Consider the following 25,067-nt stretch of genomic DNA (forward strand, 5'->3'; position numbering starts at 1 on the left):
GGCGCAGTTCGGTCACCCGCCGGTGGTGGTATCGGCGGCGGCGTGCGTCACGACCATTCGTTCCCTGCTCTAACTCGCCTGCAGAATCAGCTGTTTGGCGGGCGGTGACGGCGGGATCCGGTCCCGCTGCAGCAGCCACGACGCGATGCTGTGGAACAGGGGCGCGGCCGACCCGCCACCGCTGCCGTCCGAGCTGCGCATGGGCGCGTCGAGCATCATGCCGATCACGTAGCGCGGATTGTCGGCGGGGGCCATGCCCGCGAAGGTGATCCAGTAGCGGTCGCTGGAGTAGCAGCGGCACTTGGGATCGATCTGCTGCGCGGTGCCGGTCTTGCCGGCGATCTGATAGCCCTCGATCGAGGCCGGGCCGCCGGTGCCGGACTGGACGCCGCGCGGATCCTTCTGCACCACGGCCTGGAACATCTGCTGCAGGGTCTTGGCGGTCTGCGGGCTCACCACCTTCACGCCCTCCGGCGGCTCCTCCTCGGTGCGCGCGCCGTCCGGGGCGATCTTGGCCTTCACGATGCGCGGCGGCATCCGCACGCCGTCGTTGGCGATGGCCTGGTACATGCCGGTCATCTGCAGGGTCGTCATCGAAAGACCCTGGCCGATGGGCAGGTTGGCGAAGGTCGAGCCCGACCACTGGTCACGCGCGGGCACCACGCCGCTGCTCTCGCCGGGCAGGCCGACGCCGGTGCGCTGACCCAGGCCGAACTTCTTGAGCATGTCGAAGTAGCGGTCCTCACCGACCCGCTGCGCCAGCATCAGGGTGCCCACGTTCGAGGACTTCCCGAAGACGCCGGTGGTCGTATAGGGGGCGACGCCGTGCTCCCAGGCGTCGTGCACGGTGACCCCGCCCATGAAGATGCTGCCCGGAACCTGGAGCACCTCATCGGGGTTGGTGAGGCCGTACTCGATGGCCGAGGCCGCGGTGACGATCTTGTTCACCGAGCCGGGCTCGTACACCTCCTGCACCGACGGATTGCCCAGATCGGTGGTGGACCAGAAGCGCGGTCCCATCGCCGGATTGAAGGTGTTGTCATTGGCCATGGCCAGCACCTGGCCGGTGTGCACGTCCAGCACCACCGCCGAGGCCGCGCTCGCGCCCGACAGATCCTTGGCCTGCTGCACCTGCTGCTGCACGTAGTACTGCAGATCCGAATCCAGGGTCAGCTCCACGCCGAAACCGTTCACCGCGGGCTGGCGGTCACGCCACGAACCCGGGATCACCGCGCCGTCGGAGCCGCGGTCGTAGGTCATCGAGCCGTCCGAACCGGCCAGCAGGGCGTCCATCGAGGACTCCAGGCCGATCTGCCCGTGCCCGTCCCAGCCGGTCGCGCCGATCACATTGGCGGCCAGCGCGCCACCCGGGTACTCACGCATGTCCTGGCGTTCGAGCCCGACCTCCGGGAACTTCAGCGTGATGTCGGCGGCGACCCGCGGATCCACATTGCGCACCAGATAGACGAACGGCTCGTCGCTCTTCAGCTTGGCCAGGATGTCCTTCGCGGGAGCTTCCTTACCCAGCTTCTCGTGCAAGTACTTGGCGATGGCGGCGAGCCGGTCGTCCGGGTCCGGAGCGGTCTTCGGCTGCTTCTCGCGCTCGTCGGCCAGATCCTTGCGGACCCGCACCGGCTGGAAGGTCAACGCCTTGGCGGCGATGGTGAACGCCAGCGACTTCCCGTAGCGGTCGGTGATCGGCCCCCGGGTGGCGGGATCGGCCAGCTTCACGGTCCGCTGACTGGCCGCCTCCGCGGAGAGCTTCGGCGCGGAAATGCTCTGTACCCACAGCAATTGGATGGCGGCCACGACGATCGCCACCAGCATCACCAGCCGGCCCACCCCGAACCGGAACCGCGTACTCGAATCCAATCCCGGAGCCGGCCGCGGTCTGAACTGCCGGCCCGGCCCCGAACCCGCGCGGCCCGACCCGGACTTCGCCCGTGCGACGGCGGCGCGCCCCCGGCCGGAATCGGAACGGCCCCGGCCGGAATCACGCCCGCGCCCCGCGCGGGTAGGGCTCATCGACCAGCCCCATTCACGGGCATCGTGGTCGGCCGCGACGGTTCGATCACCGCGGCACGCCGTTCGCCTGGACCGCCGGGTTCTGCGGCGTCGGAAGCGGGGACGCCGGAACGGGATTCGCGGCCGAGGTGGTCGGCGGGGCCGGGGTCGTCGTGGGCGGCGCCGCCGGGGTGGTGGGCACCGGGACGACCCGCTCACCCTGCGTCTGCGACTGCTTGGGCGGGGCCGCGGCCGGAGTGGTGTTCAGCGCGGGAGCCGGAGCGCCCTGCGCGGGCTGCGGATTGCCGACCACGGTCACCTGACCGTCGGGCGCGATGATCAGGCGGGCCGGATCCTTGGCCGGGATCATGCCGAGTTCGGCGGCGCGCTGGGCCAATTCGGGCGCCGAGTCGGCCGCGGCCACCTCGCGCTGTAGCGCGTCCCGCTCGTCGGACAGCTTCTGATTGGCGCGGCGCTGATCGCCGAGCTGGTAGCTGTCCTCGGTGGCGCGGGTGGTGAGCAACAGCGTCAAGGCCAGACCGCAGCCCAGCAGCGCGATGATGGTGGCCACGAAGGACATCCGCCCGCGCGGAATGGATTCACTGCGCCGGCCGCGGCGCATCCCGGGCAGCTCCACGCCGCCCTCGCGATTGCGGCGCCGGGCGTAGGCTCGTTGCGCCGCACCCGATTTGACCCGCTCGGCGGCCTGCACCCGGCGGGCCCCCCGGCTCACCTGCGTCTTGATCGTCATAGCGCGGCTCCGATCTCTCGGGTCGCGGCCCGGAACCGCCCGCCGCCCCCGCGCTGCCGCCTCCGCGCCTGACCACTCATGCCCTGTCCTCCCCTGCGATACGTTCCGCCGCCCGCATGCGCACCGGAGCGGCTCGCGGGTTCTCCTCGATCTCCTGCTCGGTCGCCTTCTCCGCACCGCGGGTCAGGATCTTGAATTCCGGTCCCATGCCGGGCAATTCGACCGGCAGGTCCAGGGGGGTGCGCGACGCCGACCGCTTGGCCAGCTCCACCTTCACCACCCGGTCCTCGAGGGACTGATAGCTCATCACCACGATGCGGCCGCCCGGGGCCAGCGCGTCCAGCGCCGCGGGCATCGCCGCCTCGAGCGATTCCAGCTCGCGGTTCACCTCCACCCGCAAAGCCTGGAAGGTGCGCTTGGCGGGATGCCCGCCGGTGCGCCGGGCCGCGGCCGGGATGGTGTCGTAGAGCAGCTCCACCAGCTGGGCGCTCGTGGTGAACGGGGTGCGCTGGCGCCGCCGCAGGATCTCCGAGGCGATCTTGCCCGCGAACCGTTCCTCGCCATAGGTTTTCAGCACCCGGGCCAGTTCGCCGTGACTGTAGGTATTGAGCACGTCGGCCGCGGTGGGGCCGGTGCTGAAGTCCATCCGCATGTCCAGCGGCGCGTCCACCGAGTAGGCGAACCCGCGATCGGCCTCGTCCAGCTGCATGGAGGACACGCCCAGATCCATGAGAATGGCGCTGACCGAACCCTTTTCGGGCAGGCCGGCCTGTTCGAGCGCGGCGGGGATCCCGTCATATCTGGTGTGCACCAGGGTGATCCGGTCCCGGAACGGCGCTAGTCGCTCCCCCGCCAGCCGCAGCGCGGCGGTGTCGCGATCCAGGCCGACGAGTCTGATGTTCGGGTAGGCGCGCAAGAAATGCTCGGCGTGACCGCCGAGACCGAGCGTGCAGTCCAGGTAGACGGCGCCCTCGGAATGCAGTGCGGGACCGAGGATTTCGTCAGCGCGATGCAGGAGAACCGGAACATGGCGGGGGCCGTCATTGCTCTGGTTCACCTAGGACCTCCCGGAATTCACTGCCTCACGTTCATTCGCACGGCCACATCGGATAGCGAGCGACGGCGGGCCTCTTCACAACGACCTTCGAATTAGGGCGAATGCCCCGTGGTCTCTGACCGAAGCACCGCACCTGGCGTTGGGGAAGTACGTCAGGGTCGGTGTCGGGCAGAGGCCGCAGGGCACTCGCCTCGCTCGGGCTAGAAGATCTCGCCCAGCGACTCGTCTCTGGCCTGCGAGTAGTCCTCCTCATGCTCGGCGAGGTAGGAATCCCACGCCGTCTTGTCCCATATCTCGAGGAAGTCGACCGAGCCGATCACCACGCAATCCTTGGAGAGATTCGCGTAGCGGCGATGCTCTGCCGACAGCATGATCCGGCCCTGTGCGTCCGGACGTTGCTCATCGCTGGAAGCCGCCAAGGCCCGGACGAATGCTCGGGCCTGCGGGTTCGATCGGGACGCGGCCGCGGCTCTCCGCGCGAGCGCGGTGAACTCGTCCTTGGGATAAACGGCAAGGCTGTGGTCCTGTCCCTTCGTGACCATCAACCCTCCCGCCAGCTCGTCCCGGAACTTCGCAGGCAACGTCAGTCGCCCTTTGTCGTCCAATCGAGGGGTATAGGTACCGAGAAACACGTCTCGACACCTCCTGCCGGATCACCCTCTCGACTGTCGGCCTCCTGTAGTGCGGGCTCCACATTACCCCACTTTCCCCCACTTTCAATCGAAAGCGCCGGTGATCTCGGTCCCCGCTTGGCGAACTTCGCAGGTCACACCAGCTATCACGATGGTGGGGAAGATTTCGCGCAGTTCCCCCGACACGCGCGACGCGCGCCGGCAGGCACCCGACAACCGCCAGCAAACCCGCAGATAGCGTGCATTTCCGGCACTCGTGGGGCGGGGTGGGGCACCCCCGTGGGGAGGTGTGGGGAATCGTGGCCGCCACCCGACACGCCGATCCCCGACCAACCAGAAACGCCGTGACGCCACACCTCAAATCGGTGTGGCGTCACGGCGTGTCGTGAAGATCTTCAGTTGGTCGATCGTGGTCCGCTACCGCGCGGGTCCGAAAGCACTCGACCGCACGGTAGCCCGGTCAACTGTCCTGTTCGAACCTCTTGCGGAACCGGTCCTCCATCCGCGCGGAGAACCCGCCCTGCTTGCGGGGCTTGCCGCGGCCGGCGCCGGGAGCGCCGCCCTGGCTGGGATGAGCGTCCGAGGCCCGACCGGCCGAACCGCCCATGCGGGGGCCACCGATCAGCAACAGCACACCCGCGCCGAACATGACGATGAAGCCGACGAGACTGATGATCGGGAAGCCGCCGGGCTTGAACGGAGCGGCGATGCCCGCCACCAAGAGAAACAGGCCGAGGACGAACAAGGCCGCCGCCTGGAGTCTGCGCCGACCGGTGGCAGAACGTAACCGCCCGCCCCGAACAGTCGAGGCGAACTTCGGATCCTCAGCATAGAGCGCGCTCTCGATCTGTTCGAGCATGCGCTGCTCGTGCTCGGAGAGTGGCACGGTACCTCCCCCGGCACTAGGTGGTGGCTGTCGCCTCCGGGTAGACGACGGGTAGCCGACCTTGGCGGCTATCTGCCACCAATAATACGAGTTCGATCAGAACCGGACCACCTACTCGCCGATACTCACGCCAGCATTCCGTTCACCCACCCTGAACTGGGCCGAAGCCGCGACGCGGCGGCCAGCAGATCCGCCACGTCGTGCAGGAATGCGCCTACCCGCGAAGCGAACTCGTCGGCGCGGTGGTCGTCGACGGGCCGGGACAGGCCCGCCTCGAGCGCCGCGCGGGTCTCGGACTGGCCGGTGAAATAGTCCGTCCACATGACGAATTCCGGTGCCGCGCGCTGCATCAGGACCCAGGCGTTGCGGGAGCGGGCCCGGGGCGCACGGTCGGCCCCCGTCAGCGCCAGCACCGCGCCCGCCCCGCGTAGCGCGGCCAGGTAGGCGATGCGGAAACGCTCCGCCGGATCGCGTTCTCCCCGTGCCTCCGACAACAGCCCGTCGGCCTTGCGCAGCAGGTCGCCGGCGCGGCCCGGGTGGCCCGGACGTTCAGTTTTCCCGGTCATTTCGCGTACCTCCCCACTCGCACACCCGAATCACATCTATAAGGACAACGCGTCCCGATCAGGCATTTCACCCAACTCGATGATCGAACAGGCATTCGAAGGTTTCTGTTGGGTTTGAATATAGAGAGACCCACCGACAAGTTGAGACGCCCACCGTGGCGCTACTGTCGATCCATCCGTCCGCGCCAACGAGAGTTGCGTCCAGCCGATGACCGCAGTCACCCCCAAACCGACGCCGGCACCCGTCGTGGTCGACCTGTCGGCCGCGACCCTGCGGCACCGGCTGCACGACGCCCTGGCGGTCTACGTCGCGGCGATGGACTATCCCCGCGGCACCGAACACCAGCGCGCACCCATGTGGACCGAGCACACCACCCGCCCCGGATGGCAGGCCGTGGCCGCGGTGCTGCCCGACGACGACGGGCGCCTGGACCTGCGCACCGCGCCCATCGTGGCCATCGCCTACGGCTATCACGGCGCGCCGCACCAGTGGTGGCATCAGCAGGTGTACAGCGGCATGCGGCGCACCGGCTGGCCCGAATCCGGCGCGCGGGAACTGCTTTCGGACTACTTCGAGCTCACCGAACTCCACGTGCACCCCGCCGCGCAGGGCCGCGGACTCGGCGAGATCCTGCTCACCCGGCTGCTGCAGAACCGGCCCGAGCGCACCGTGCTGCTGTCCACCCCCGAGGTGGACCGCGAGGCCAACCGGGCCTGGCGGCTGTACCGGCGCCAGGGGTTCGGGGATGTGGTGCGGCACTTCATCTTCTCCGGCGACACCCGCCGGTTCGCGGTGCTCGGGCGGCGGCTGCCCCTGTGAGCGGGCGCGACAACGGTTCCCGCACAGTCGTAGTCGTCGGATCGGGGCACAACGCGCTGGTCGCGGCCTGCTACCTGGCCAAGGCCGGGCATCGGGTCGAGGTGCTCGAACGCGACACCGTGCTGGGCGGGGCCGTCTCCACCGTCGAACGGTTCCCCGGGCATCTGGTCGATCGGGGGTCCTCGGCGCACATCATGATCCGGCACACCGGGATCATCGAGGAGCTCGAGCTGGCCCGGTTCGGGCTGCGCTATATCGACTGCGACCCCTGGGCTTTCGCGCCCGCGCCCGCCGGGAGCGGGACGGCGCCCATCGTCTTCCACCGTGATCTGGACCGGACCTGCGCGTCCATCGCCGCCGCCTGCGGGCAGCGCGACGCCGACGCGTACCGGCGGTTCGCGACCGTGTGGGGTCCGCGCAGCGCACGGGTGATGCGGGCCTTCTCCGGCACGCCGACCGGCGGGCATCTGCTGAAGTCGTTCTGGGGCATGGATCCCCGCGAGGCGGCCGGGGCCACCGGGCGGGCCAGCGGCGGGGCCCTGTCCCGGGAAATGATGCAGAGCGGAGACGCGCTGCTGGACAGCCTGTTCGACAGCGAACGACTGAAGGCGGCGCTGGCCTGGTTCGGCGCGCAGTCCGGGCCGCCCATGTCCGAGCCCGGGTCCGCGCCCATGGTCGGGTTCGCGGCGCTCATGCACACCCTGCCGCCCGGGCGCGCGGTCGGCGGCAGCGGCGCGCTGAGCGCGGCACTGGTGGCGCGGCTGGAATCCGACGGCGGCGTCGTCTCCCCCGGCGACGCGGTGACCGCCCTGACCCGCCGCGGCGACCGGTGGGGGGTGCGCACCGCGAGCGGGCGAAACCTGTCCGCGGACACCGTGATCGCGGGCAGCCACATCCTCACCACCCTGAACCTGCTGGAACAGGGCGGATTCGACACCGCGACGATCGCCGACTGGCGACGCCGCATCCGGGTGGGACCCGGCATCGGCATGGTGGTGCGCGCCGCGATCAGCGAACTTCCCCGCTATCCCGGAGCCGAGACCGGCGAATCGGCGCACGGGCTGCAACTACTCGTCACCGACCGCCGCGAACTGCGCCGCGCCCACGGCGCGGCCCTGGCGGGCGACCTGCCGCCGCGTCCGGTCGTCCTGGCCATGACCTTCAGCGCCCTGGACCCGAGCATCGCCCCCGCGGGCGAACACCAGGTCACCCTGTGGTCGCAGTGGCATCCCTACGATCTCGCCGACGGCAGCGACTGGTCCGCGCACGCCGAGACCGAGGCCGAGGCCGACCGCATCATCGCCGAAGTCGACGCCCTCGCACCGGGATTCGCCGACTCCATCACCCAGCGCTACGTCCAGACCCCCGCCGACCTGGAACGCGAGATGGGCCTGCTCGGCGGCAACGTCATGCACGTCGAGATGTCCATCGACCAGATGTTCATGTGGCGGCCCCTGCCCGAACTCGCCGACCAGCGCGTCCCCGGCGCCCCGGGCCTCTACCTCACCGGCGCGTCCACCCACCCGGGCGGCGGCGTCTCCGGCGCCAGCGGCCGCAGCGTGGCCCGCATCGTGGAGCGCGACCTACGCCCCCGCCGCCTGTTCTCGTTCCGGCGATGACCGACCCCGCGCTATCGGGCCACCGCTCAGCCGCCGAAACCGTTGCGGCCCAGCCCGCGACCGCGGCGGCGGGGCCGTGGGCGGCCGCGAATCCTGACGGCACTGCCGCGGCGAACCGCCCCGCACGGGTACCGGCCGTCCGACACCGTGTCCGCCCGGGTGGCGGCGCCGTTCGACCGCGCGACGGTGCGTGATGACTGCGCTGGAACAGTTGCGGACGTCGGGCATCGAGCGGGCGACAGTTGTCGCGGCGGTGCCCGCGGTGTTGCTGGTCCTGGTGCAGATCGCTTATCCGCTGGCGGACGGGGTGGGGCGGGATCGGGTGACCGTGGCGGTCGTGCTGCTCTCCGCCGCTACGGCGCTCGTGCACGCGGGAGTCACCCGGAACGTGTGCTGGGCGGCCGGGGTGCTGGTGATCGTGTCGGGGGTGGGGCTGGCGGCGGAGGTTGCGGGGACGGCCACCGGGATTCCGTTCGGCGGCTACGACTATGCGAGCGGGCGGCTGGGGCCCGGGGTGTTCGGGGTGCCCGTGGTGGTTCCGCTGGCGTGGACGGGTGGGCTGTATCCGGTGTGGGTCGTGGCGGGGATGCTGGCGAAGGGTATGGCCGGGCGGGTTTCGCTGACCGCGGCCGGGGCCGTCGGGTGGGATCTGTTCCTGGATCCGCAGATGGTGGCCGACGGGCAGTGGACATGGCGTTCGCCGATTCCCGGGCTGCCGGGACTGGCGGAGATTCCGGTCAGTAACTATCTCGGCTGGTTCGCGGTGGCTGCGGTGATGGCCGGGCTGCTGGCGGGGTGGGATCGGACCGCGCCGGATTCGGGTGCGGCTCGGGTGGTTCCGGTGGCGGTGTTCGGGTGGACGTGGCTGGGGTCGACGCTGGCGCACGCGGTGTTCCTGGGGCTGCCGGTGTCGGCGGTGTACGGGTGCTGCGGGCTCGGGGTGCTGGGGATTCCGCTGGTTCGGGGGCTGAGGGCCCGTCGAATCACCCTGTGGCCCGGGACGCATGGCACGATGTGAGCCGTGCAGCCGAGTCCGAACATGTCGACAGCAGAGGGAACCCTCGAATCCGCCCCACCCCGGCGGCGATCGCGGCGATGGGTACGGACCGTGGCCGTCATCCTGTTCGCGGGGTTGGCGGTCCTGCTGACCGGGTGCCTGCGGGTACAGGTATCCATGGGCGTGTCCTCCAACGACCGGGTGTCCGGGCGCATCGTCGCCGCGGCCGTGCCCCAGCACGAGAAGGACAAGGGCCCGCAGCTCGTGGCCCCCGACGGCCTGTCCGGCAAGGTGCGGGTGGACTCCTACGCGCAGGACGGCTACGTCGGCAGCCAGGTGTACTTCGACGATCTCACCTTCGGTGAGGTGCAGCAGCTCGGCGGCCTGTCCGACCAGACCTCCGGCATGTTCAACCTGGTCTTCGCCCGCACCGGCGACCTGGTCACCCTGACCGGCCGGGTGGACCTGAAGTCGCTGCCGCCGCAGGGTTCCGACGTGCAGCTGACCGTCGCCTTCCCGGCGCGCGTCGCCACCACCAACGGCACCCGCGAGGGCGACTCGGTGGTCACCTGGAAGCTGCCGCCCGGCGATGTCAGCACACTGCGCGCCGAAGTCGGCTACGCGGACCCGAATACGCGGTCCTTCGCCGGCTGGGCGGGCATCGTCGGCGGCATCACCCTCGCGGTGGCGGCGGTGGTCGCGGTGCTGGCGTACATGACCCGCAACCCCGATCCGCCGGCCTACGTGCGTGCCGCGCGCTGGCTGCGCCCGGACCGCACCAACACGCGATAGCACACACCCCATGACTCTCGCCCCGAAGGCGGTGACGGCCGCGAGCGCCGTCGCCGCCTTCGGCGCCTCGGTGGCCCTCGCCAATCGCCTCACCCTCCCCCGGCTGCGGCGCGGCGGGCCCACCGTCATCGAACCGGTCACCGTCTGCGTCCCGGCCCGCGACGAGGCCGACCGGCTGCCCGAGCTCATCGCGGATCTGCGCGCCCAGCCCGATCTGCCGCGCCTGCGGGTCCTCGTGCTCGACGACGGCTCCACCGACGACACCTTCGAGGCGGCGCGCGCGGCCATCCGCGGCGACCACCGATTCCTACTCTCCCGCAACGACACCGATCCGGCGCCCGGCTGGACCGGCAAGACCGCGGCCTGCGCCCGGCTGGCCGAACTCGCCGACACCACCGACGGCGTGCTGGTCTTCCTCGACGCCGACGTGCGGCTCGCGCCCGGCGCGCTGTCGGCCGCGGTCCGGGAACTGCGGTCGGCCCGAACCGATCTGCTCTGCCCGTGGCCCCGCCAGCTCGCGGTCTCCCCCGTCGAACGCCTCGTCCAGCCGCTGCTGTGCTGGTCGTGGGCCTCGACTCTGCCGGTCGCGCCGGCGAATCGGACCCGGCGGCCGTCGATGGCCGTGGCGTGCGGGCAGTTCCTGGTCTTCGACGCCGCCGCCTACCGGGCCGTCGGCGGGCACGCCGCGGTCGCGGACAGCGTCACCGAGGATCTGGCCATCGCCCGCGAGCTGCGGCGCGCGGGCCGGCCCACCACACTGATCGCGGCCGGGCCCCTCGCCGAGACCCGCATGTACCGGGACGCCGCCGAGGTGAGCGAGGGCTTCAGCCGCTGGCTGTGGTCGGCCTACGGCGGGCCCGCGGGCAGTCTCGCGGTCGGTTCGATTGCGGCGCTGGCCTTCTGGGTTCCACCCCTCGCGGCGGTGTGCGGGCGCGGACGCGTGCGCCGGATCGGACTGCTCGGCTATACCGCCGCCGTCACCGCCCGCCTGCTGGCCCGCTCCACCGAGAACGGCGGCCCGGTCGACGCCACGGATGCCCTTGCGGCACTGGCACACCCGTTCTCGGTCGCCGCCTACCTGGCCCTGTCGGCCCGGTCCCACCGCGCACATCGCACCCGCGCGCTGCGCTGGAAGGGCCGGACCGTCGGCTGAGAGTCCCGATCAGGGAACCGGCGTCATCCCGATGGTCGGCAGGAAGAAGCAGGTGGTGTCGCCATTGCGGACCGTGCCGAACATGGCCGCCAGCACCGTGCCCGACCCGGTGTTCACCGGAACCGCGCGGACGCCGCCGACCGGCAGGGCCGCGGTGAAGTAGTCGTGCACGGCCTGTTCGACCATGGGCCGCAACTCGTTCGGGACCTGCGGCGGGATCATGGCATTGAGCACCTGGTTCAGCGGGCCCATCGGCACCAGGCCGCCGTGGCCGGTGGTGGTGTTGAACCAGGCGACCTGCATGCCGGAGGTGTCCGCGCCGTCGGGGGCGATGCCGTAGGGCACGAACGCGAACATGGTCTGGCCCGCCTTGACGGCCGAAAGATCCAGGCCGGGAATGGAGATCGCGTAGTGCGGCCACGGACCCGGGATGCTGCCCGCCATGGCGGGAGCCAGGCCCAGCGTGGTGCCGCCGAGGCAGAACGGCGCGGCGGTCGGGTACAGGAAGGGCTTGATGCCCAAGGTCTGGAGTCCTTCGACGGCCTGACCGTAGGCCGACAGCCAGTCCGTCGGAGCGGACGACGGCCCGGCGGCATCGGACCGGCCGGTGGTGTCCGGACGAGCCGCGCTGTCGGTGCGAGCCGAGGTATCCGGGCGAGCGGTGGCGTCGGCGCGGCCGGTGGTCTCGTTCACCGCGGTGATGGCGGCCAGCGCGGCGGCGGCCTCGGGGCTCACCGCGGCGACGGTGGCGTCGCCGGTATCAGCTTGCGCCGGGGCCGCGGCGGCGGGTCCCGCCAGGGTTGCCGGTCCGGCGGCGGCGAGCACGGCGCAGGCGCTGACAGCGCCGGCCACCCGGACGATGTGGTGGAACACGGACATGAAGGGCTCCCCTCGAGGTCACGAGTCGTGAGGGGACGGTACTCCGCTGACCAGTGCATTCCGTTCATTTGCTCCGGCATGCCGGAGCCGATTCGCGGTGCGAACCGGTCCGTTCAGGCGTTGGCCGGCGCGGCCGAGACCGAATAGCCCAGGTTCGCCAGCACTTCGCTGGTGGCCTTGGCGAAATTCAGGGTGATGAAATGCAGGCAGGGCGCGCCCTCGGAGATCAGGCGTTGCGCCATCTCCGTGGCGATCTGGATGCCCTCGGCCCGGACCGCCGCGCGATCCTCCTCCGGCCCGGTGCCCGCGGCCTTGCGCAGCCGCTCGATCACCTTCGCCGGGAGCGGACGCCCCGACAGCTCCTCCGCGCGCTCGACCGTGCGCAGCGAGGTGACCGGCATGAGCTCGGGAATGATCGGCTTGGCGCCCTCGATCGGATCGGCCGCGATGGCCCGATCCCGCAGGCGCAGATAGTGATCCACGTCGAAGAACATCTGGGTGATCGAATACTCCGCGCCCGCGCGCAGTTTCGACACCAGGAAGCGGGTGTCGTCGTCGAGGTCGGTGGAGCGCGGGTGGCCCTGCGGGAACGAGGCGACACCCACGTGGAAGTCGCCCAGGTCGCGCACGATGCGCACCAGCTCCTCGGCGTACTCGACGCCCTCGGGGTGCTTGAGCCACTCGCCCAGCACGTCGCCCGGCGGATCGCCGCGCAGCACCAGCAGATTGCGGATGCCCGAGTCGGCGTACGCGCCGACGATGGAGCGCAGTTCCGCGACCGAGTGGTCCACCGCGGTCAGGTGGGCGACGGTCAGCAACGTGGTCTCGCGCGCCAGCTCGCCGGTGACCCGGATGGTGCGGTCGCGGGTGGAGCCGCCCGCGCCGTAGGTCATCGACACGAACGCCGGATGCAGCCGTTCGAACTCGCGGGCGGCCCGCCACAGGCGCGCCTCGCCGGCGGCGTCACGCGGCGGATTGAACTCGACCGAGAACGGAACCGACCCATCGGGACGTGGGCCCAGCTGCTGCACCACGGAGCGAGTTCCGGACACATGAGGTGTGCGGGAAACTCGGCCAGGGGTCGAATATCCCCGTACATTGTCGAAACTCACGCCAGTATTTTACGGGTCCGCGCCCGAGCCCCGGACCCCGACCTGTGCCTATCCCAGCAGGTGGGACCAACCGGGCCCGACCGATTCCCGGCCGCGACCCGGTGGTCGGTAGAGTCGGGGCGAACCCCGCGCGCGGACCTGACGCCCGCGCGATCGGGCCGGTCATAGGGGCGTTCGCCATCGTCGCACGCGCGCCGGGACCGATCATCGGGGAATCGCGCTCGCGCCGCGCCGCGCACTCACCAAGGAGGCTCCCCTGTCCGCCGGACCCGGTACCCCCACCCGCCACCCGGTCGGCGCGGGATCGCTCGTCGCCGCCGTGGAGGACCGTCTCACCGCCTTCTTCCGCACCCGGGAACCGATCGTCGAGCCCCTCGGCCCGGTCTTCGTGGACGCGGCCGCGGCCCTGGAGAACTTCGTCATTCGCGGCGGCAAGCGCACCCGCCCCGCCTTCGCCTGGACCGGCTGGCTGGGCGCGGGCCGCAGCCCCGAGGACCCGGACGCCGACGCGGTGCTCACCGCCTGCTCGGCACTGGAACTGGTGCAGGCGTGCGCACTCATCCACGACGACATCATCGACTCCTCGCGCACCCGGCGCGGCTTCCCGACCGTGCACGTGGAGTACGAACAGCGGCACCGGGATCAGCACTGGACGGGTGACGCCGACCACTACGGCGTCAGCGTCGCCGTCCTCATCGGCGACCTGGCCCTGGCCTGGGCCGACGACATGACCCGCGACGCCGGGCTGCCCGCCGACGCCGCCGCCCGCTTCGCCCCGGTCTGGGCGGCCATGCGCACCGAGGTGCTGGGCGGCCAGCTGCTCGACATCCACGGCGAGTCCGCGGGCGACGAGTCGGTGGAGGCCGCGCTGCGGATCAACCGGTTCAAGACCGCCGCCTACACCATCGAACGCCCGCTGCACATGGGCGCGGCGCTGGCCGGGGCCTCCCCCGACGTGATCGCCGCCTACCGCGAATTCGGCACCGATATCGGCATCGCCTTCCAGCTGCGCGACGACCTGCTCGGCGTGTTCGGCGATCCGGCCGTCACCGGCAAGCCGTCCGGCGACGACCTGCGCGAGGGCAAGCACACCGTGCTCATCGCCGAGGCCCTGCAACGCGCCGACGCCACCGCGCCCGCCACCGCCGCGCTCATCCGCACCAGCCTCGGCACCGACCTCAGCGCCGAGCAGGTCGCCGAATTGCGCACGGCCCTCACCGAACTCGGCGCGGTCGACGCCGTCGAGCAGCGCATCGCCTCGCTCACCGAGCAGGCCCTGACCGCCCTGGACGCCAGCACCGTGACACCGGAGGCGGCCCGGCAGCTGCGCGGCATGGCTCTCTCGGCCACCGCGCGGCACTACTGACGCCGGATCCGACCGACAGCACGGGCCGCAGGAGGGTGGCATGAAAACAGTTGCGGGACCGACCGATCGGGTGGTCGTGGTCGGCGCGGGACTGTCCGGGCTGTCCGCGGCGCTGCACCTGCTGGCGGCCGGGCGGCGGGTGACCGTGCTCGAACGCGATGACCGCCCCGGCGGACGGGTCGGGTCCTACAGCGGGCCGGACTACGAGATCGACTCCGGGGCGACGATTCTCACGCTGCCCGAACTCATCGACGAGGCGCTCGGCGTGGTCGGGCACACCCGGGCATCGGTCGGCCTGACGATCCTCGACATGGCCCCGGCCTACCGGGCGCGATTCGCCGACGGCACCCGCATCGGCGTCTACTCCGACGAGGAGCGCATGGCCGAAGAAGTCGCGCGGGTGCGCGGGCCCGCCACGGCCCGCCGCTACCGGCGGTTGCGCGGCTGGCTGAAAGGCGTGTACGAGGCCGAGTTCCGGCAGTTCATGGACACCAACTTCGAGTCGCCCCTGGACATGGTGCGGATTCCGGAGAAGCGGACCGCACTGGCGCGGCTCGTGCGGCTCGGCGCCTTCGGGCGACTCGGCCCCCAGGTCGGTCGCGTGATCCGGGATCCGGACATCGCCCGGCTGTTCAGCTTCCAAGCCCTCTTCGCGGGCATGGCTCCGAACCGGGCGCTCGGTGTCTACGGCGCGATCCCGTACATGGACACCTGCCTGGGCGTCACCTACCCCGAGGGCGGCATGCGGGCCATCGCCGCGGCGCTGGGCCGCGCGTTCACCGCCGCCGGCGGGACCCTCGAACTGAACGCCGAGGTGATCGGCGTCGACTACACGGGCCGCCGCGCCACCGCCGTGCACACCGCCGACGGCCGCGTCTTCGACTGCGACGCCCTGGTGGTGACCGCCGACATCGGGTCGCTGACCCGGTTCGGGCTGCGGCATCGCCGCGGACTGCGGGCCTCCCCGTCCGCGGTAGTCGCGCACGGCACCATTCCCGCCGAGGTGGCGGCCGCCTGGCCGGTGCAGGCGCACCACACCATCGACTTCGGCGCGGAGTGGGACCGGACCTTCGCCGAGATCGCCGCCCGGCGCGGCCGCGGCGCGCTGATGAGCGACCCGTCGCTGCTGCTCACCCGCCCCGCCCTCACCGATCCGACCCTCTACATCGACCGCCCCGAACAGCACATCGACGCCGGGGGCCACCTGCGCGACACGGTCCGCTACGAACCGCTCTCGCTGCTCGCCCCCTGCCCGAACCTGGATGCCGCGCCACTGGCCTGGGACGAACTCGGCCCGCACTACCTGCGCGAACTGCTCCAGATCCTGGAAACGCGCGGCTACCAAGGCATTTCGCGGTACTTCCGGGTCGACCACCTCGACACCCCACGCACCTGGCGGGCCAAGGGCATGCTCGCGGGCACCCCGTTCTCGGCCGCGCACCTGTTCCGGCAGACCGGGCCGTTCCGGACCCGGAACCTGGTGGCCGGTCGCGCGAATGTCGTTCTCGCAGGCTCGGGCACCGTGCCCGGCGTCGGCGTGCCGACCGTGCTGCTTTCGGGCAGACTGGCGGCGGCACGCATCACGGGTGACGTACGACATGCCGGTATCGGATCCGCCGACACCGGGGCGGTGGCGTCCGCGCACACGCACTAGACTGACCGCGTCCTGAACCAACGCGGCTGCCGCCGCTGACCTTTCCGGGGGGAACGACCGCCTATGCCGACCCCCGATATGGACGCAGCCACCCCCGGCACCGGCGCTGTCGCCACGCGTCCGGCCGGCGCCCCGAGCGCCGCCGACGCCGCGGACCCGGACACTCCGTCTCCGAGCGCCCGGATGAGCTGGCAAACCCGGGTGCGCCACGCCGCCGACTTCGCCCGCACCCCCGAGGGACACGCGGCCACGCTCGGCTTCTTCGGCGCCCTGCTGATCACCTTCGGCGGCTTCGGCGCGGGCGGCGTGCGGCGCAGCGACCCGCTGCTCGAGGTCATGCACCTGTCGTGGCTGCGGTTCGGGCACGGCCTGGTGCTGTCGTCGATGTTCGTGTGGCTCGGCGTGATCGCCATGATCACCGCGTGGGTCCGGCTGGGGCGCATCGTGATCGGCGGCCAGCCCGGCGCCGCGGTCACTCTCAACGAACTGCGCGGCATCGTCGGCGTCTGGACCTTCCCGCTGCTGTTCGCGGTCCCCATGTTCAGCCGCGACGCCTACTCCTATCTGGCGCAGGGCGCGATGCTGCGCGACAACATCAACCCGTACCTGTACGGGCCGGTGGAGTTGAAGGCCAACGCCGCGGTCCTGCTCGACAATGTCAGCCCCGTCTGGACCACCACCACCGCGCCCTACGGGCCGGTCTTCCTGCTCATCGGGCGCGCCATCACCACCATCACCGGCGACAACGTGGTGGCCGGAACCATCGCGCTGCGGCTGGTCATGCTGCCCGGGCTGGCGCTCATGGTGTGGGCGGTCCCGCACCTGACCAAGCATCTGGGCGGCAAGCCCACCACCGCGCTGTGGCTGGCCGTGCTCAACCCGCTGGTGCTCGTCCACCTCATCGGCGGCGTGCACAACGAGATGCTCATGGTCGGCCTGATGGCCGCGGGCATCGCGCTGGTGCTCGAACACCATCACGCCGCGGGCATCGTGGTGGTCGCCATCGGCGTGGCCGTGAAGGCGACCGCGGGCGTGGCGCTGCCATTCCTGGTGTGGATCTGGGTGATTCACGAACGCGAACGCCGCGCCGCCCAGCACGAGGGCGAACTGCCGCATCCGCTGCGCACCTTCGCCAAGATCGGCGCGCTGGGTGTGGCGGTGTTCGCGGCCGTGTTCGCCGTCGCCACCGTCGCGACCGGGCTGCGCGATCACCAGATCGGCTGGCTCACCGCGCTGTCGGGCTCCAAGAAGATCATCAACTGGCTCTCGCTGCCGACCATCATGGCCCACGTCGTCACCTGGGTGACGCCGCTGCCGATGGACAAGGTGCTGCCGTGGACGCGCATGCTGTGCGCGATCGCCATGGTCGCCATCCTGGTGTGGGCTTGGTGGCGGTTCAAGAACAGCGAGAAGGAGGCCGTGCTCGGCATTCTGGTCGCGTTCGTGGCCATCGTGATCCTGTCCCCCGCCGCGCTGCCCTGGTACTACTCGTGGCCGCTGGCCCTGGCCGCGGGCTTCGCGCTCTCCACCCGGACATTGCAGGTCCTCGTCGGGCTGTGCACCTGGCTCATGCTGATCTTCCAGCCCGACGGCGCACCCGTGTCCGACTATGTGCACGGCACCCTCGCGATCGTCGCCGCCGTGGTGGCGGCGGTCTCGCTGTGCAAGGTGGATCCGCTGAAACTGCGTGCCGGACGCCCGCATTCCGATCAGCTCGGCGCGCCCGCGCCCAGCCCCGCGTGATGCTGGACCGCGCCTACCGCGACTGCCGCCGCATCGCCGCCGCCCACGGACGCACCTACTTCCTCGCGACCCGGCTGCTGGAACCCGAGCGAAGACCGGCCGTGCACGCGCTGTACGCGTTCGCCCGCCTGGTCGACGACACCGTCGACGCGAGCGACGCGCCCAGCCGCGCCGCCGAATCCGCGGCCCGGCTCGACCGGATCGAACACGAACTGCGGGCCCGCCTGGCCGACGCGCCCACCGCACCGGGCGACAGCCGCGAACAGCGGGTGCTGCTCGCGGTCTCCGACACCATTCGCCGGTACTCGATTGCCGCCGAACACTTCTGGGTGTTCCTCGACTCCATGCGCATGGACATTCCGGGCGCGCCCCAATACCGCGACCGCTACCCCACCATGGGCGACCTCGAGGACTACATGCGCGGCTCGGCGGCCGCCATCGGGCTGCAACTGCTGCCGGTGCTGGGCACCGTCGTCCCGGTCGCCGAGGCCGAACCGGCCGCGGCCGCGCTCGGGGAGGCCTTCCAGCTCACCAACTTCCTGCGCGACGTCGGCGAGGATCTGGGCCGCGGCCGGGTGTACCTGCCCGCCGACGAACTGGCGGCCTTCGGCGTGGACGACGAATTGCTGTTCCACTGCCGCGAATCCGGCCGGACCGAGCCTCGGGTGCGGCGTGCGCTCGCCCATCTGATCGCGGTCAACAGGGGTGTCTACCGTCGCGCGACCCCCGGCATCGAGCTGCTGGCCCCGCGGGTGCGCCCGGCCATCCGGACGGCGGCCACGCTCTACGGCGGCATCCTCGACGAGATCGAGCGCGCCGACTACGCGGTCTTCACGAGCCGCGCGGTCGTCCCCCAGCATCGCCGGCTCCGGGTCGCGGCGCGCGAATTGGTCGCGGCCAGTCCCCTCGGGAACTGACCGCGTCCGCGGTCGATCTATGTCAGAAGGGATCCGCGGCGGCGCGGCGGATCACTTCGCGGGCCAGCGGCCCGTGGATGGCGTCGATGGGACGGCCGGGCAGGGTCTCGTCCTCGGTGTAGATCCACTCGAGGATTTCCTCGTCGGTGTACTTGCCGTCACGCATGACCGTGAACAGACCGGTCAGGTGCTTGGCGACAGCGCCGGTGGAGTCGAAGAACTCCTTCGGGACACCGGCGATACCGTCCCGGCGGACCGCGATGATCTGATGGTCACGCAGCATCTGATGGACCCGGGTCACCACCATGCCCAGCTGCTCGGCCACGTCGGGCAGCGGGATCAGGGTCACCGAATCCGGCAGGACGTCTTCGCTGCAAGGAAAGGCACTCACGCCGACCACGGTAGTCTCTCGCGTCGCCACAGTCGCATCACACCCCGACGCGGCTACCATCGGGTGAGCCGCGCTGGGCGGCATTGACGAAAATCGGAAGGGTCGCAGTTGATCGGCCAGATGCTGGAAGGGCGCTACCGCATCGACGCGCCGATCGCGCGTGGCGGTATGTCCATGGTGTTCCGGGGGGTGGACACCCGGTTGGACCGACCGGTCGCCATCAAGGTGATGGACCCGAAGTTCGCCTCCGACCCGCAATTCCTCACCCGCTTCGAACTCGAGGCGAGAGCGGTGGCCAAGCTCAAACACCCCTCCCTGGTGGCGGTCTACGACCAGGGCGTGGACGGTGACCACCCGTTCCTCATCATGGAACTGGTCGAGGGCGGCACCCTGCGCGAACTGCTGCGCGAACGCGGCCCCATGCCCCCGCACGCGGTGCGCGCCGTCGCCGAACCCGTGCTCTACGCCATCGGCGTGGCCCACGCGGCCGGGCTGGTGCACCGCGACATCAAGCCGGAGAACGTGCTCATCTCCGACTCCGGCGAGGTGAAGATCGCCGACTTCGGTCTGGTGCGCGCCGTCGCCGAGGCCAAGATCACCTCCGACAGCGTCATTCTCGGCACCGCCGCCTACCTCTCCCCCGAGCAGGTCACCAGCGGCAGCGCCGACGCCCGCAGCGACGTCTACTCCGCGGGCATCCTGATCTTCGAAATGCTCACCGGCCGAACCCCGTTCACCGGCGACAACTCGCTCTCGATCGCCCTGCAGCGGGTCGAGAAGGACGTGCCCGCGCCCGGCCGCCTGATCGGCGGCGTGCCCACCGAGATCGACGAACTGGTCGCGCACGCCACCGCCCGCGAACCCATGCACCGGTTCTCCAACGCCACCGAGATGGCCGACGAACTGCGCCGCGTGGCCCGCGAACTGCAACTGCCGGACTACCGGGTGCCCGCGCCGACCGAATCCGCCGAGCACCTCAGCGCCAAGTACCGGGTCGGGCCCACGCCCGCCCCGCGCGGCCCCGTGCATCCCCCGTCGCGGCCGATTCCGGGCGCGGCGGACCAGACCACCCGGTTCCAGGCCGATGCCACCACGAGGCTCCCGGCCGACCCGCCGACCGTGTTCGCGCCACCCCAGCAGCCCCAGCACACCCGGGTCATGACCGCGGCGCGCGAGATCCCGGCCGAGTACCGGCAGCACGACTACGCCCCGCCGCCGGGCCCCCAGCACCCCGGCTCGGATCTGATCGAGGATCGCGGCAAGTCGCGGCGCCGGGTCGTCGTGTGGCTGAGCATCGTGGTCGCGCTGGCGGTGCTGCTGGGCATCGGCGGCTGGTGGCTGGGCGTCGGGCGCTATTCGCCGGTGCCCACGATCGCCGGCATGGACACCCAGAAAGCGGTCTCCACGCTCCAGGACGCGGGCTTCACCACCGAGACCCGCAACAAGCCCTCCGACATGATCCCGGTCGGCAATGTGGTCGGCACCGATCCGCCCGCCGGCACCCGCGTCACCAAGGGCTCCCTGGTCGCGGTGCTGGTCTCCAGCGGCAAGCCGAAGGTTCCGGACGTGAGCCCCGGCCAGGACGTCAGCTCGGTCAACAAGGCCATCAGAGACGCCGGGCTCACCCCCGTGGACGCGGGCGAAGTGGGCAGTAGCGCACCGAAAGGCTCGCTCGCCAAGGTGGATCCGGCGCCCGGCACCGTCCTCCCGGCCAACGGCCAGGTGAAGGTCTACCGCAGCAAGGGATCCCTGCCCGTGAAGGTGCCGGACCTGCGCGGCAAGACGCAGGAGGAGGCCAAGATCGCCCTGCAGAAGGCCGGGCTGACCGTCAGCTCCACTCGCGAGCAGTTCGATCCGAAGATCAAGTCCGGTCAGGTGATCGGCACCGATCCGGCCGCGGGCACCAGCGCCGAATCCGGCACCGGCGTGGTCCTCATCGTCAACAGCGCCCTCGACATGCCGAATCTGCTGGGCGCCAATGTCGGTACCGCGCGCGGCAAGCTCCAGCAAATGGGGCTGTCGGTCACCGTGCGGCAGCTGGCCAGCAATGACAGCTCGATCGTCATCTCGCAGAGCATCGCCCCCGGCGACGCGGTCGAACCCGGTTCCACCGTCACCATCGTGGCGATACCGTAACCGCTCGTAGCGCACGACAGCACTCATAGAGCTCGGAAAACGAAGGAGCCCGAACCGCTTTCGCGGTCCGGGCTCATTTCGTACATCCGCCCTCTAGCGCAGCATCTCCGCGACCAGGAAGGCCAGTTCGAGGGACTGCTGGGTGTTCAGGCGCGGGTCGCACGCGGTCTCGTAGCGCTCCTCCAGGTTGAGGTCCGAGATGTCCTGCGCGCCGCCGAGGCATTCGGTCACGTTCTCACCGGTGAGCTCGATGTGCAGGCCGCCCGGGTGGGTGCCCAGCGCGTGGTGCACCTCGAAGAAGCCCTGCACCTCGTCGACGATGCGGTCGAAGTGGCGGGTCTTGTAACCGGTGGACGCCTCGTGGGTGTTGCCGTGCATGGGGTCGCACTGCCAGATCACCTGGTGGCCGGTGGCCTGCACCTTCTCGATGATCGGGGGCAGCACGTCGCGGACCTTCTGGTTGCCCATGCGGGCCACGATGGTCAGCCGGCCGGGCTCGTTGTTGGGGTCCAGGCGCTCGACGTACTCCACGGCCTGCTGCGGCGTGGTGCTCGGGCCGATCTTGAGGCCGATCGGGTTGGCGATCAGCTCGGCGAACCCGACGTGCGCGCCGTCGAGCTGACGGGTGCGCTCACCGATCCACAGGAAGTGCGCCGACAGGTCGTAGAGCACCGGCTCCCCGGTGACGGGGTGCTCGCTCAGGCGCAGCATGGCCCGCTCGTAGTCGAGCACCAGCGCCTCGTGGCTGGCGTAGAGGCGGGCGCTGGACAGGTTCGGGTCGTTGACCCGGCAGGCCTTCATGAACGCCAGCGCGCGGTCGATCTCGGTGGCCATCTGCTCGTAGCGGGCCCCGGCCGGGGACTGCGCCACGAACTCGCGGTTCCAGTCGTGCACCTTGTGCAGATCGGCCATTCCGGCCGAGGTCAGCGAACGCACCAGGTTCATCGCCGCGGAGGCGTTGGCGTAGGCGCGGACCAGGCGTGACGGGTCGTGCTCGCGCAGCCCGGCGTCGGCGACCAGCGAGTTCACCATGTCGCCGCGGTAGGACTTGAGGCCCAGCGAATCGACGTCGGCGGAACGGGGTTTGGCGTACTGGCCCGCGATGCGGGCCACCTTCACCACGGGCAGGCTCGCGCCGTAGGTGAGCACCACCGCCATCTGCAGCAGGGTGCGGATATTGCCGCGGATGTGGGGTTCGGTGTTGTCGGCGAAGGTCTCCGCGCAGTCACCACCCTGCATGAGGAAAGCCTCGCCGCGCGCTACCTCGGCTAAGCGTAGGCGCAGTTCCTCGACCTCGGCGGGCACGCAGATCGGCGGCACGCTCTCGAGGACGGTGCGCATCTTCTCGGCCTGCTCGGGATCCCAGGACGGCTGCTGCAGGGCCGGTCGGGCGAGCGCCTCGTCGAGACGCCGACGGAGCTCGTCAGGCAGCGGAGGAAGTTCCGGCAAGCGATCGATCGGTACGTCGACGGTCCAGTTCACGGTTTCAGAATACGGATCGCTCTTGTTCGGGCGAAGCACACCCAGGGCTGGGGTCCTCTCACCCGTTACCGGACCCGTACAGTTCGACCGGAACAGACAGAGTCGAGGTGACCGATTGATACGCGTTGACGAGCGGAAGGACCTCCGAAGGTTGCCACCGGAAGCCTTGTCAGCGTTCCGCTTCCGGGTCATACCGGGCGATAATCTCGCGCGCCCAATCGAGCATATCCTCGACTCGCTGCCCAATCGGTTGACCGGTGATCCACAGTTCCAAATTCTCGGGCCGATTGTCGATCTTGTCACCATTGATATGGTGCACGTTTTCGCCTCGATAGAGCTTCCTTCCGAGCACCTGCTCCATAACCAAGCGATGCTCCAGAACCCAACCACCCTCCGGAAGTCTGAGCAGCCGATACCCGAAAGAAGTAATGCGACTACGACCGTCGTGCGTGCTTTTGCGACGTCGACCCGGAGCGCCGCGCCCCGGCGCAGCCTCGACCGAACCCCACCGGCGGATCTGCCTCTGATGAGGAGGGCAGACTCCACTCTTGAGGATGGCCGGGCGCTCACAACCCGAAACCGAGCAGCGGGGATAAACCTCTTGAAGCTTCTTGACATAATGGTGATGACACATGCCGCGCGAGTAACGCTTCCCCACCGGTCGAGAGCAACCGGAAACAATGCACAATGATTCCAACTGAACACCCCCGAAATCGATTTATCGCACCGATCCTCAAGTTACCCGAAAGGACTCTCGCTTGTGAGGTATTTTTACGATTCCGAATTCATTGAGGATGGGGTCGTAATAGACCTGGTGTCCATCGCAGTGGTCTGCGAGGATGGCCGCGAATTCTATGCGATCTCGAACGAATTCAACGCCGACAAAGCAGGTCCTTTCGTCCGGCGGAACGTACTGCCGAAACTCCCGCCCCCGTCCTCGCCGCTGTGGCGTTCGCGTCAGCGCATCCGCGACGACCTCTACAAGTTCCTGGTCCCGCGCCCCGGCGTGGAACCCGAACTGTGGGCCTGGGTCGGCGCCTACGACCACGTCGCACTGTGCCAGCTGTGGGGTTCCATGGTCGACCTGCCCAACGCGCTGCCCCGCTACACCAACGAACTGCGCCAGCACTGGGATCAGCACGGCCGCCCGCCGCTGCCGCCGGTGCCGAAGGACGCGCACGACGCGCTGGCCGACGCCCGCCACAACCTCGCGAAGTTCGAGGCCATCGAAGCCCACCGGCGCCTGCAAGCGGTCTGAGCCGCGATACCGGGCAGACGAAAGGCCCCGGGAGACTTGGTCTCCCGGGGCCTTTTCCGGTTCCAGCCGACGGGACTAGCTCGCCAGGGTCTCCGGGACGCGGTCGGCGTCGGGGCGGCTGCCCGAGGGCACGCCCTTCTTCAGGCTCGCGGCGTAGACGTCCACGTACTCCTGGTCGCCCATCCGCATCAGCTCGTACATGATCTCGTCGGTGACGGCGCGCTCGACGAAGCGGTTGCCGCCCATGCCCTCGTAGCGCGAGAAGTCGATGGGCGCACCGAACTTCACGGTCACCTTGCGCGGCCGCCAGCGGAACGGACCGGGCGGGCACACCTCGTCGGTGCCGATCAGGGCGACCGGGATCACCGGCACTCCGGTCTCCAGGGCGAGGCGTGCCACACCGGTCTTGCCCTTGTAGAGGCGGCCGTCGGGCGAACGAGTGCCCTCGGGGTACAGGCCGACCAGGCGGCCCTCACCGAGCAGCTTGCGCGCGGTGTTGAGCGCCGACTCGGCGGCGTCCGCACCGGAACGATCGATGGGGTACTGGCCGGTGCCGGAGAAGAAGAACTTCTGCAGCCGACCCTTGAGACCGGGGGTGGTGAAGTATTCGGCCTTGGCCAGGTAGGTGATCCGGCGAGGGCTCATCAGCGGGGTGAACAGCCAGTCGGTGAACGACAGGTGGTTGCCGGCCAGAATGGCCGCACCCTTCGGGGGAATGTTCTCGACGCCCTCGACCTCGGGCCGGTTGATGAGATGCATCAGCGGCCCTACCAAGACGAACTTCAGCAGCCAGTAGAACATTGCGTCCTTTCCCCTGTTTTCGATACCCGGGACCGGCCTCATTGCGGGCAC

23 protein-coding genes are annotated in these 25,067 nt (G+C 70.2%); 11 read left to right on the plus strand and 12 right to left on the minus strand.

Features of this window, described 5'->3' with window-relative positions:
* Positions 1-69: 69 nt before the first annotated feature.
* From ACQPYY_RS23740 to ACQPYY_RS23765, 6 genes are all read right to left on the minus strand, one after another.
* Positions 70-2,025, minus strand: a complete 1,956-nt coding sequence (locus ACQPYY_RS23740) for a peptidoglycan D,D-transpeptidase FtsI family protein (protein ID WP_433591038.1) — start codon at positions 2,023-2,025, stop codon at positions 70-72.
* 46 nt (positions 2,026-2,071) lie between these two features.
* Positions 2,072-2,755, minus strand: coding sequence for a hypothetical protein (locus ACQPYY_RS23745; protein WP_379106480.1), 684 nt, complete (start codon positions 2,753-2,755; stop codon positions 2,072-2,074).
* Between the two features lie 76 nt (positions 2,756-2,831).
* The gene (rsmH, locus tag ACQPYY_RS23750; RefSeq protein ID WP_433591039.1) at positions 2,832-3,812 is read right to left on the minus strand and encodes a 16S rRNA (cytosine(1402)-N(4))-methyltransferase RsmH; all 981 of its coding nucleotides are present in this window, start codon (positions 3,810-3,812) and stop codon (positions 2,832-2,834) included.
* Between the two features lie 200 nt (positions 3,813-4,012).
* A complete protein-coding gene (mraZ, locus tag ACQPYY_RS23755) occupies positions 4,013-4,444 on the minus strand; it encodes a division/cell wall cluster transcriptional repressor MraZ (RefSeq protein WP_213560465.1) in 432 nt (143 codons plus the stop codon).
* Between the two features lie 460 nt (positions 4,445-4,904).
* Positions 4,905-5,330, minus strand: a complete 426-nt coding sequence (locus tag ACQPYY_RS23760; protein WP_357286701.1) for a DUF3040 domain-containing protein — start codon at positions 5,328-5,330, stop codon at positions 4,905-4,907.
* A gap of 125 nt (positions 5,331-5,455) precedes the next feature.
* Positions 5,456-5,896, minus strand: a complete 441-nt coding sequence (locus tag ACQPYY_RS23765) for an SAV_6107 family HEPN domain-containing protein (protein ID WP_357095020.1) — start codon at positions 5,894-5,896, stop codon at positions 5,456-5,458.
* Positions 5,897-6,104: 208 nt separating this feature from the next.
* Here ACQPYY_RS23765 and ACQPYY_RS23770 point away from each other — a divergent pair, with 208 nt between their 5' ends.
* From ACQPYY_RS23770 to ACQPYY_RS23790, 5 genes are all read left to right on the plus strand, one after another.
* Positions 6,105-6,716, plus strand: a complete 612-nt coding sequence (locus ACQPYY_RS23770) for a GNAT family N-acetyltransferase (RefSeq protein WP_357095017.1) — start codon at positions 6,105-6,107, stop codon at positions 6,714-6,716.
* Complete coding sequence (locus ACQPYY_RS23775) at positions 6,713-8,335, plus strand: phytoene desaturase family protein (protein WP_433591040.1); 1,623 nt, start codon at positions 6,713-6,715, stop codon at positions 8,333-8,335. Before ACQPYY_RS23770 ends, ACQPYY_RS23775 begins: the two co-directional genes overlap by 4 nt.
* 193 nt (positions 8,336-8,528) lie before the next feature.
* Positions 8,529-9,353: a carotenoid biosynthesis protein gene (locus ACQPYY_RS23780; protein ID WP_433591041.1), complete on the plus strand. Its 825-nt coding sequence runs from the start codon at positions 8,529-8,531 to the stop codon at positions 9,351-9,353.
* A 21-nt stretch (positions 9,354-9,374) separates the two neighbouring features.
* Positions 9,375-10,124, plus strand: a complete 750-nt coding sequence (locus ACQPYY_RS23785) for an LppM family (lipo)protein (protein WP_379106492.1) — start codon at positions 9,375-9,377, stop codon at positions 10,122-10,124.
* A gap of 10 nt (positions 10,125-10,134) precedes the next feature.
* On the plus strand, positions 10,135-11,277 hold the full coding sequence (locus tag ACQPYY_RS23790; protein ID WP_379106493.1) for a glycosyltransferase: 1,143 nt from the start codon (positions 10,135-10,137) through the stop codon (positions 11,275-11,277).
* Positions 11,278-11,286: 9 nt separating this feature from the next.
* Here the strand turns inward: ACQPYY_RS23790 and ACQPYY_RS23795 are convergent, their stop codons facing one another.
* Entirely contained in the window at positions 11,287-12,156 is an 870-nt protein-coding gene (locus ACQPYY_RS23795; RefSeq protein ID WP_433591042.1) for a hypothetical protein, read from the minus strand.
* A gap of 113 nt (positions 12,157-12,269) precedes the next feature.
* Entirely contained in the window at positions 12,270-13,268 is a 999-nt protein-coding gene (locus tag ACQPYY_RS23800; protein ID WP_357094999.1) for a methylenetetrahydrofolate reductase, read from the minus strand.
* 214 nt (positions 13,269-13,482) lie between these two features.
* Here ACQPYY_RS23800 and ACQPYY_RS23805 point away from each other — a divergent pair, with 214 nt between their 5' ends.
* From ACQPYY_RS23805 to ACQPYY_RS23820, 4 genes are all read left to right on the plus strand, one after another.
* The gene (locus ACQPYY_RS23805; RefSeq protein WP_379106663.1) at positions 13,483-14,634 is read left to right on the plus strand and encodes a polyprenyl synthetase family protein; all 1,152 of its coding nucleotides are present in this window, start codon (positions 13,483-13,485) and stop codon (positions 14,632-14,634) included.
* 40 nt (positions 14,635-14,674) lie between these two features.
* Entirely contained in the window at positions 14,675-16,288 is a 1,614-nt protein-coding gene (gene crtI / locus ACQPYY_RS23810) for a phytoene desaturase family protein (protein ID WP_433591043.1), read from the plus strand.
* Positions 16,289-16,366: 78 nt separating this feature from the next.
* Positions 16,367-18,031 (plus strand): alpha-(1->6)-mannopyranosyltransferase A, encoded by a 1,665-nt coding sequence (locus tag ACQPYY_RS23815; protein WP_433594718.1) that lies wholly within the window; start codon positions 16,367-16,369, stop codon positions 18,029-18,031.
* A complete protein-coding gene (locus ACQPYY_RS23820) occupies positions 18,031-18,948 on the plus strand; it encodes a phytoene/squalene synthase family protein (protein WP_433591044.1) in 918 nt (305 codons plus the stop codon). Before ACQPYY_RS23815 ends, ACQPYY_RS23820 begins: the two co-directional genes overlap by 1 nt.
* Before the next feature lie 22 nt (positions 18,949-18,970).
* On the opposite strand, the gene ACQPYY_RS23825 is transcribed toward ACQPYY_RS23820, so the two are convergent.
* Positions 18,971-19,339, minus strand: coding sequence for an Rv2175c family DNA-binding protein (locus tag ACQPYY_RS23825; protein WP_433591045.1), 369 nt, complete (start codon positions 19,337-19,339; stop codon positions 18,971-18,973).
* Between the two features lie 108 nt (positions 19,340-19,447).
* Here ACQPYY_RS23825 and pknB point away from each other — a divergent pair, with 108 nt between their 5' ends.
* The gene (gene pknB, locus ACQPYY_RS23830) at positions 19,448-21,475 is read left to right on the plus strand and encodes a Stk1 family PASTA domain-containing Ser/Thr kinase (protein WP_433591046.1); all 2,028 of its coding nucleotides are present in this window, start codon (positions 19,448-19,450) and stop codon (positions 21,473-21,475) included.
* A gap of 93 nt (positions 21,476-21,568) precedes the next feature.
* Here the strand turns inward: pknB and ACQPYY_RS23835 are convergent, their stop codons facing one another.
* Positions 21,569-22,957 carry a class II 3-deoxy-7-phosphoheptulonate synthase gene (locus ACQPYY_RS23835; RefSeq protein WP_357094978.1) on the minus strand — a complete coding sequence of 463 codons (1,389 nt, stop codon included), beginning with the start codon at positions 22,955-22,957 and terminating at the stop codon, positions 21,569-21,571.
* 169 nt (positions 22,958-23,126) lie between these two features.
* A complete protein-coding gene (locus tag ACQPYY_RS23840) occupies positions 23,127-23,318 on the minus strand; it encodes an HNH endonuclease (RefSeq protein WP_433591047.1) in 192 nt (63 codons plus the stop codon).
* Between the two features lie 399 nt (positions 23,319-23,717).
* On the opposite strand from ACQPYY_RS23840, the gene ACQPYY_RS23845 reads away from it, so the two are divergent.
* Entirely contained in the window at positions 23,718-24,215 is a 498-nt protein-coding gene (locus ACQPYY_RS23845; protein WP_433591048.1) for a polyadenylate-specific 3'-exoribonuclease AS, read from the plus strand.
* Between the two features lie 75 nt (positions 24,216-24,290).
* Here ACQPYY_RS23845 and ACQPYY_RS23850 read toward each other — a convergent pair whose 3' ends face one another.
* Entirely contained in the window at positions 24,291-25,016 is a 726-nt protein-coding gene (locus tag ACQPYY_RS23850; RefSeq protein WP_357094972.1) for a lysophospholipid acyltransferase family protein, read from the minus strand.
* Positions 25,017-25,067: the final 51 nt, after the last annotated feature.

This window comes from Nocardia sp. CA-145437 (genome assembly GCF_050956485.1).
In the GTDB taxonomy this organism is placed as follows: Bacteria; Actinomycetota; Actinomycetes; order Mycobacteriales; family Mycobacteriaceae; genus Nocardia.

Coding starts and splice junctions, on each gene's coding strand:
- ACQPYY_RS23740 (WP_433591038.1), bottom strand. CDS start 2,025: ATGAGCCCTACCCGCGCGGGGCGCGGGCGTGATTCCGGCCGGGGCCGT.
- ACQPYY_RS23745 (WP_379106480.1), bottom strand. CDS start 2,755: ATGACGATCAAGACGCAGGTGAGCCGGGGGGCCCGCCGGGTGCAGGCC.
- ACQPYY_RS23765 (WP_357095020.1), bottom strand. CDS start 5,896: ATGACCGGGAAAACTGAACGTCCGGGCCACCCGGGCCGCGCCGGCGAC.
- ACQPYY_RS23770 (WP_357095017.1), top strand. CDS start 6,105: ATGACCGCAGTCACCCCCAAACCGACGCCGGCACCCGTCGTGGTCGAC.
- ACQPYY_RS23780 (WP_433591041.1), top strand. CDS start 8,529: ATGACTGCGCTGGAACAGTTGCGGACGTCGGGCATCGAGCGGGCGACA.
- ACQPYY_RS23785 (WP_379106492.1), top strand. CDS start 9,375: ATGTCGACAGCAGAGGGAACCCTCGAATCCGCCCCACCCCGGCGGCGA.
- ACQPYY_RS23790 (WP_379106493.1), top strand. CDS start 10,135: ATGACTCTCGCCCCGAAGGCGGTGACGGCCGCGAGCGCCGTCGCCGCC.
- ACQPYY_RS23795 (WP_433591042.1), bottom strand. CDS start 12,156: ATGTCCGTGTTCCACCACATCGTCCGGGTGGCCGGCGCTGTCAGCGCC.
- crtI (WP_433591043.1), top strand. CDS start 14,675: ATGAAAACAGTTGCGGGACCGACCGATCGGGTGGTCGTGGTCGGCGCG.
- ACQPYY_RS23815 (WP_433594718.1), top strand. CDS start 16,367: ATGGACGCAGCCACCCCCGGCACCGGCGCTGTCGCCACGCGTCCGGCC.
- ACQPYY_RS23820 (WP_433591044.1), top strand. CDS start 18,031: ATGCTGGACCGCGCCTACCGCGACTGCCGCCGCATCGCCGCCGCCCAC.
- ACQPYY_RS23840 (WP_433591047.1), bottom strand. CDS start 23,318: ATGGAGCAGGTGCTCGGAAGGAAGCTCTATCGAGGCGAAAACGTGCAC.
- ACQPYY_RS23850 (WP_357094972.1), bottom strand. CDS start 25,016: ATGTTCTACTGGCTGCTGAAGTTCGTCTTGGTAGGGCCGCTGATGCAT.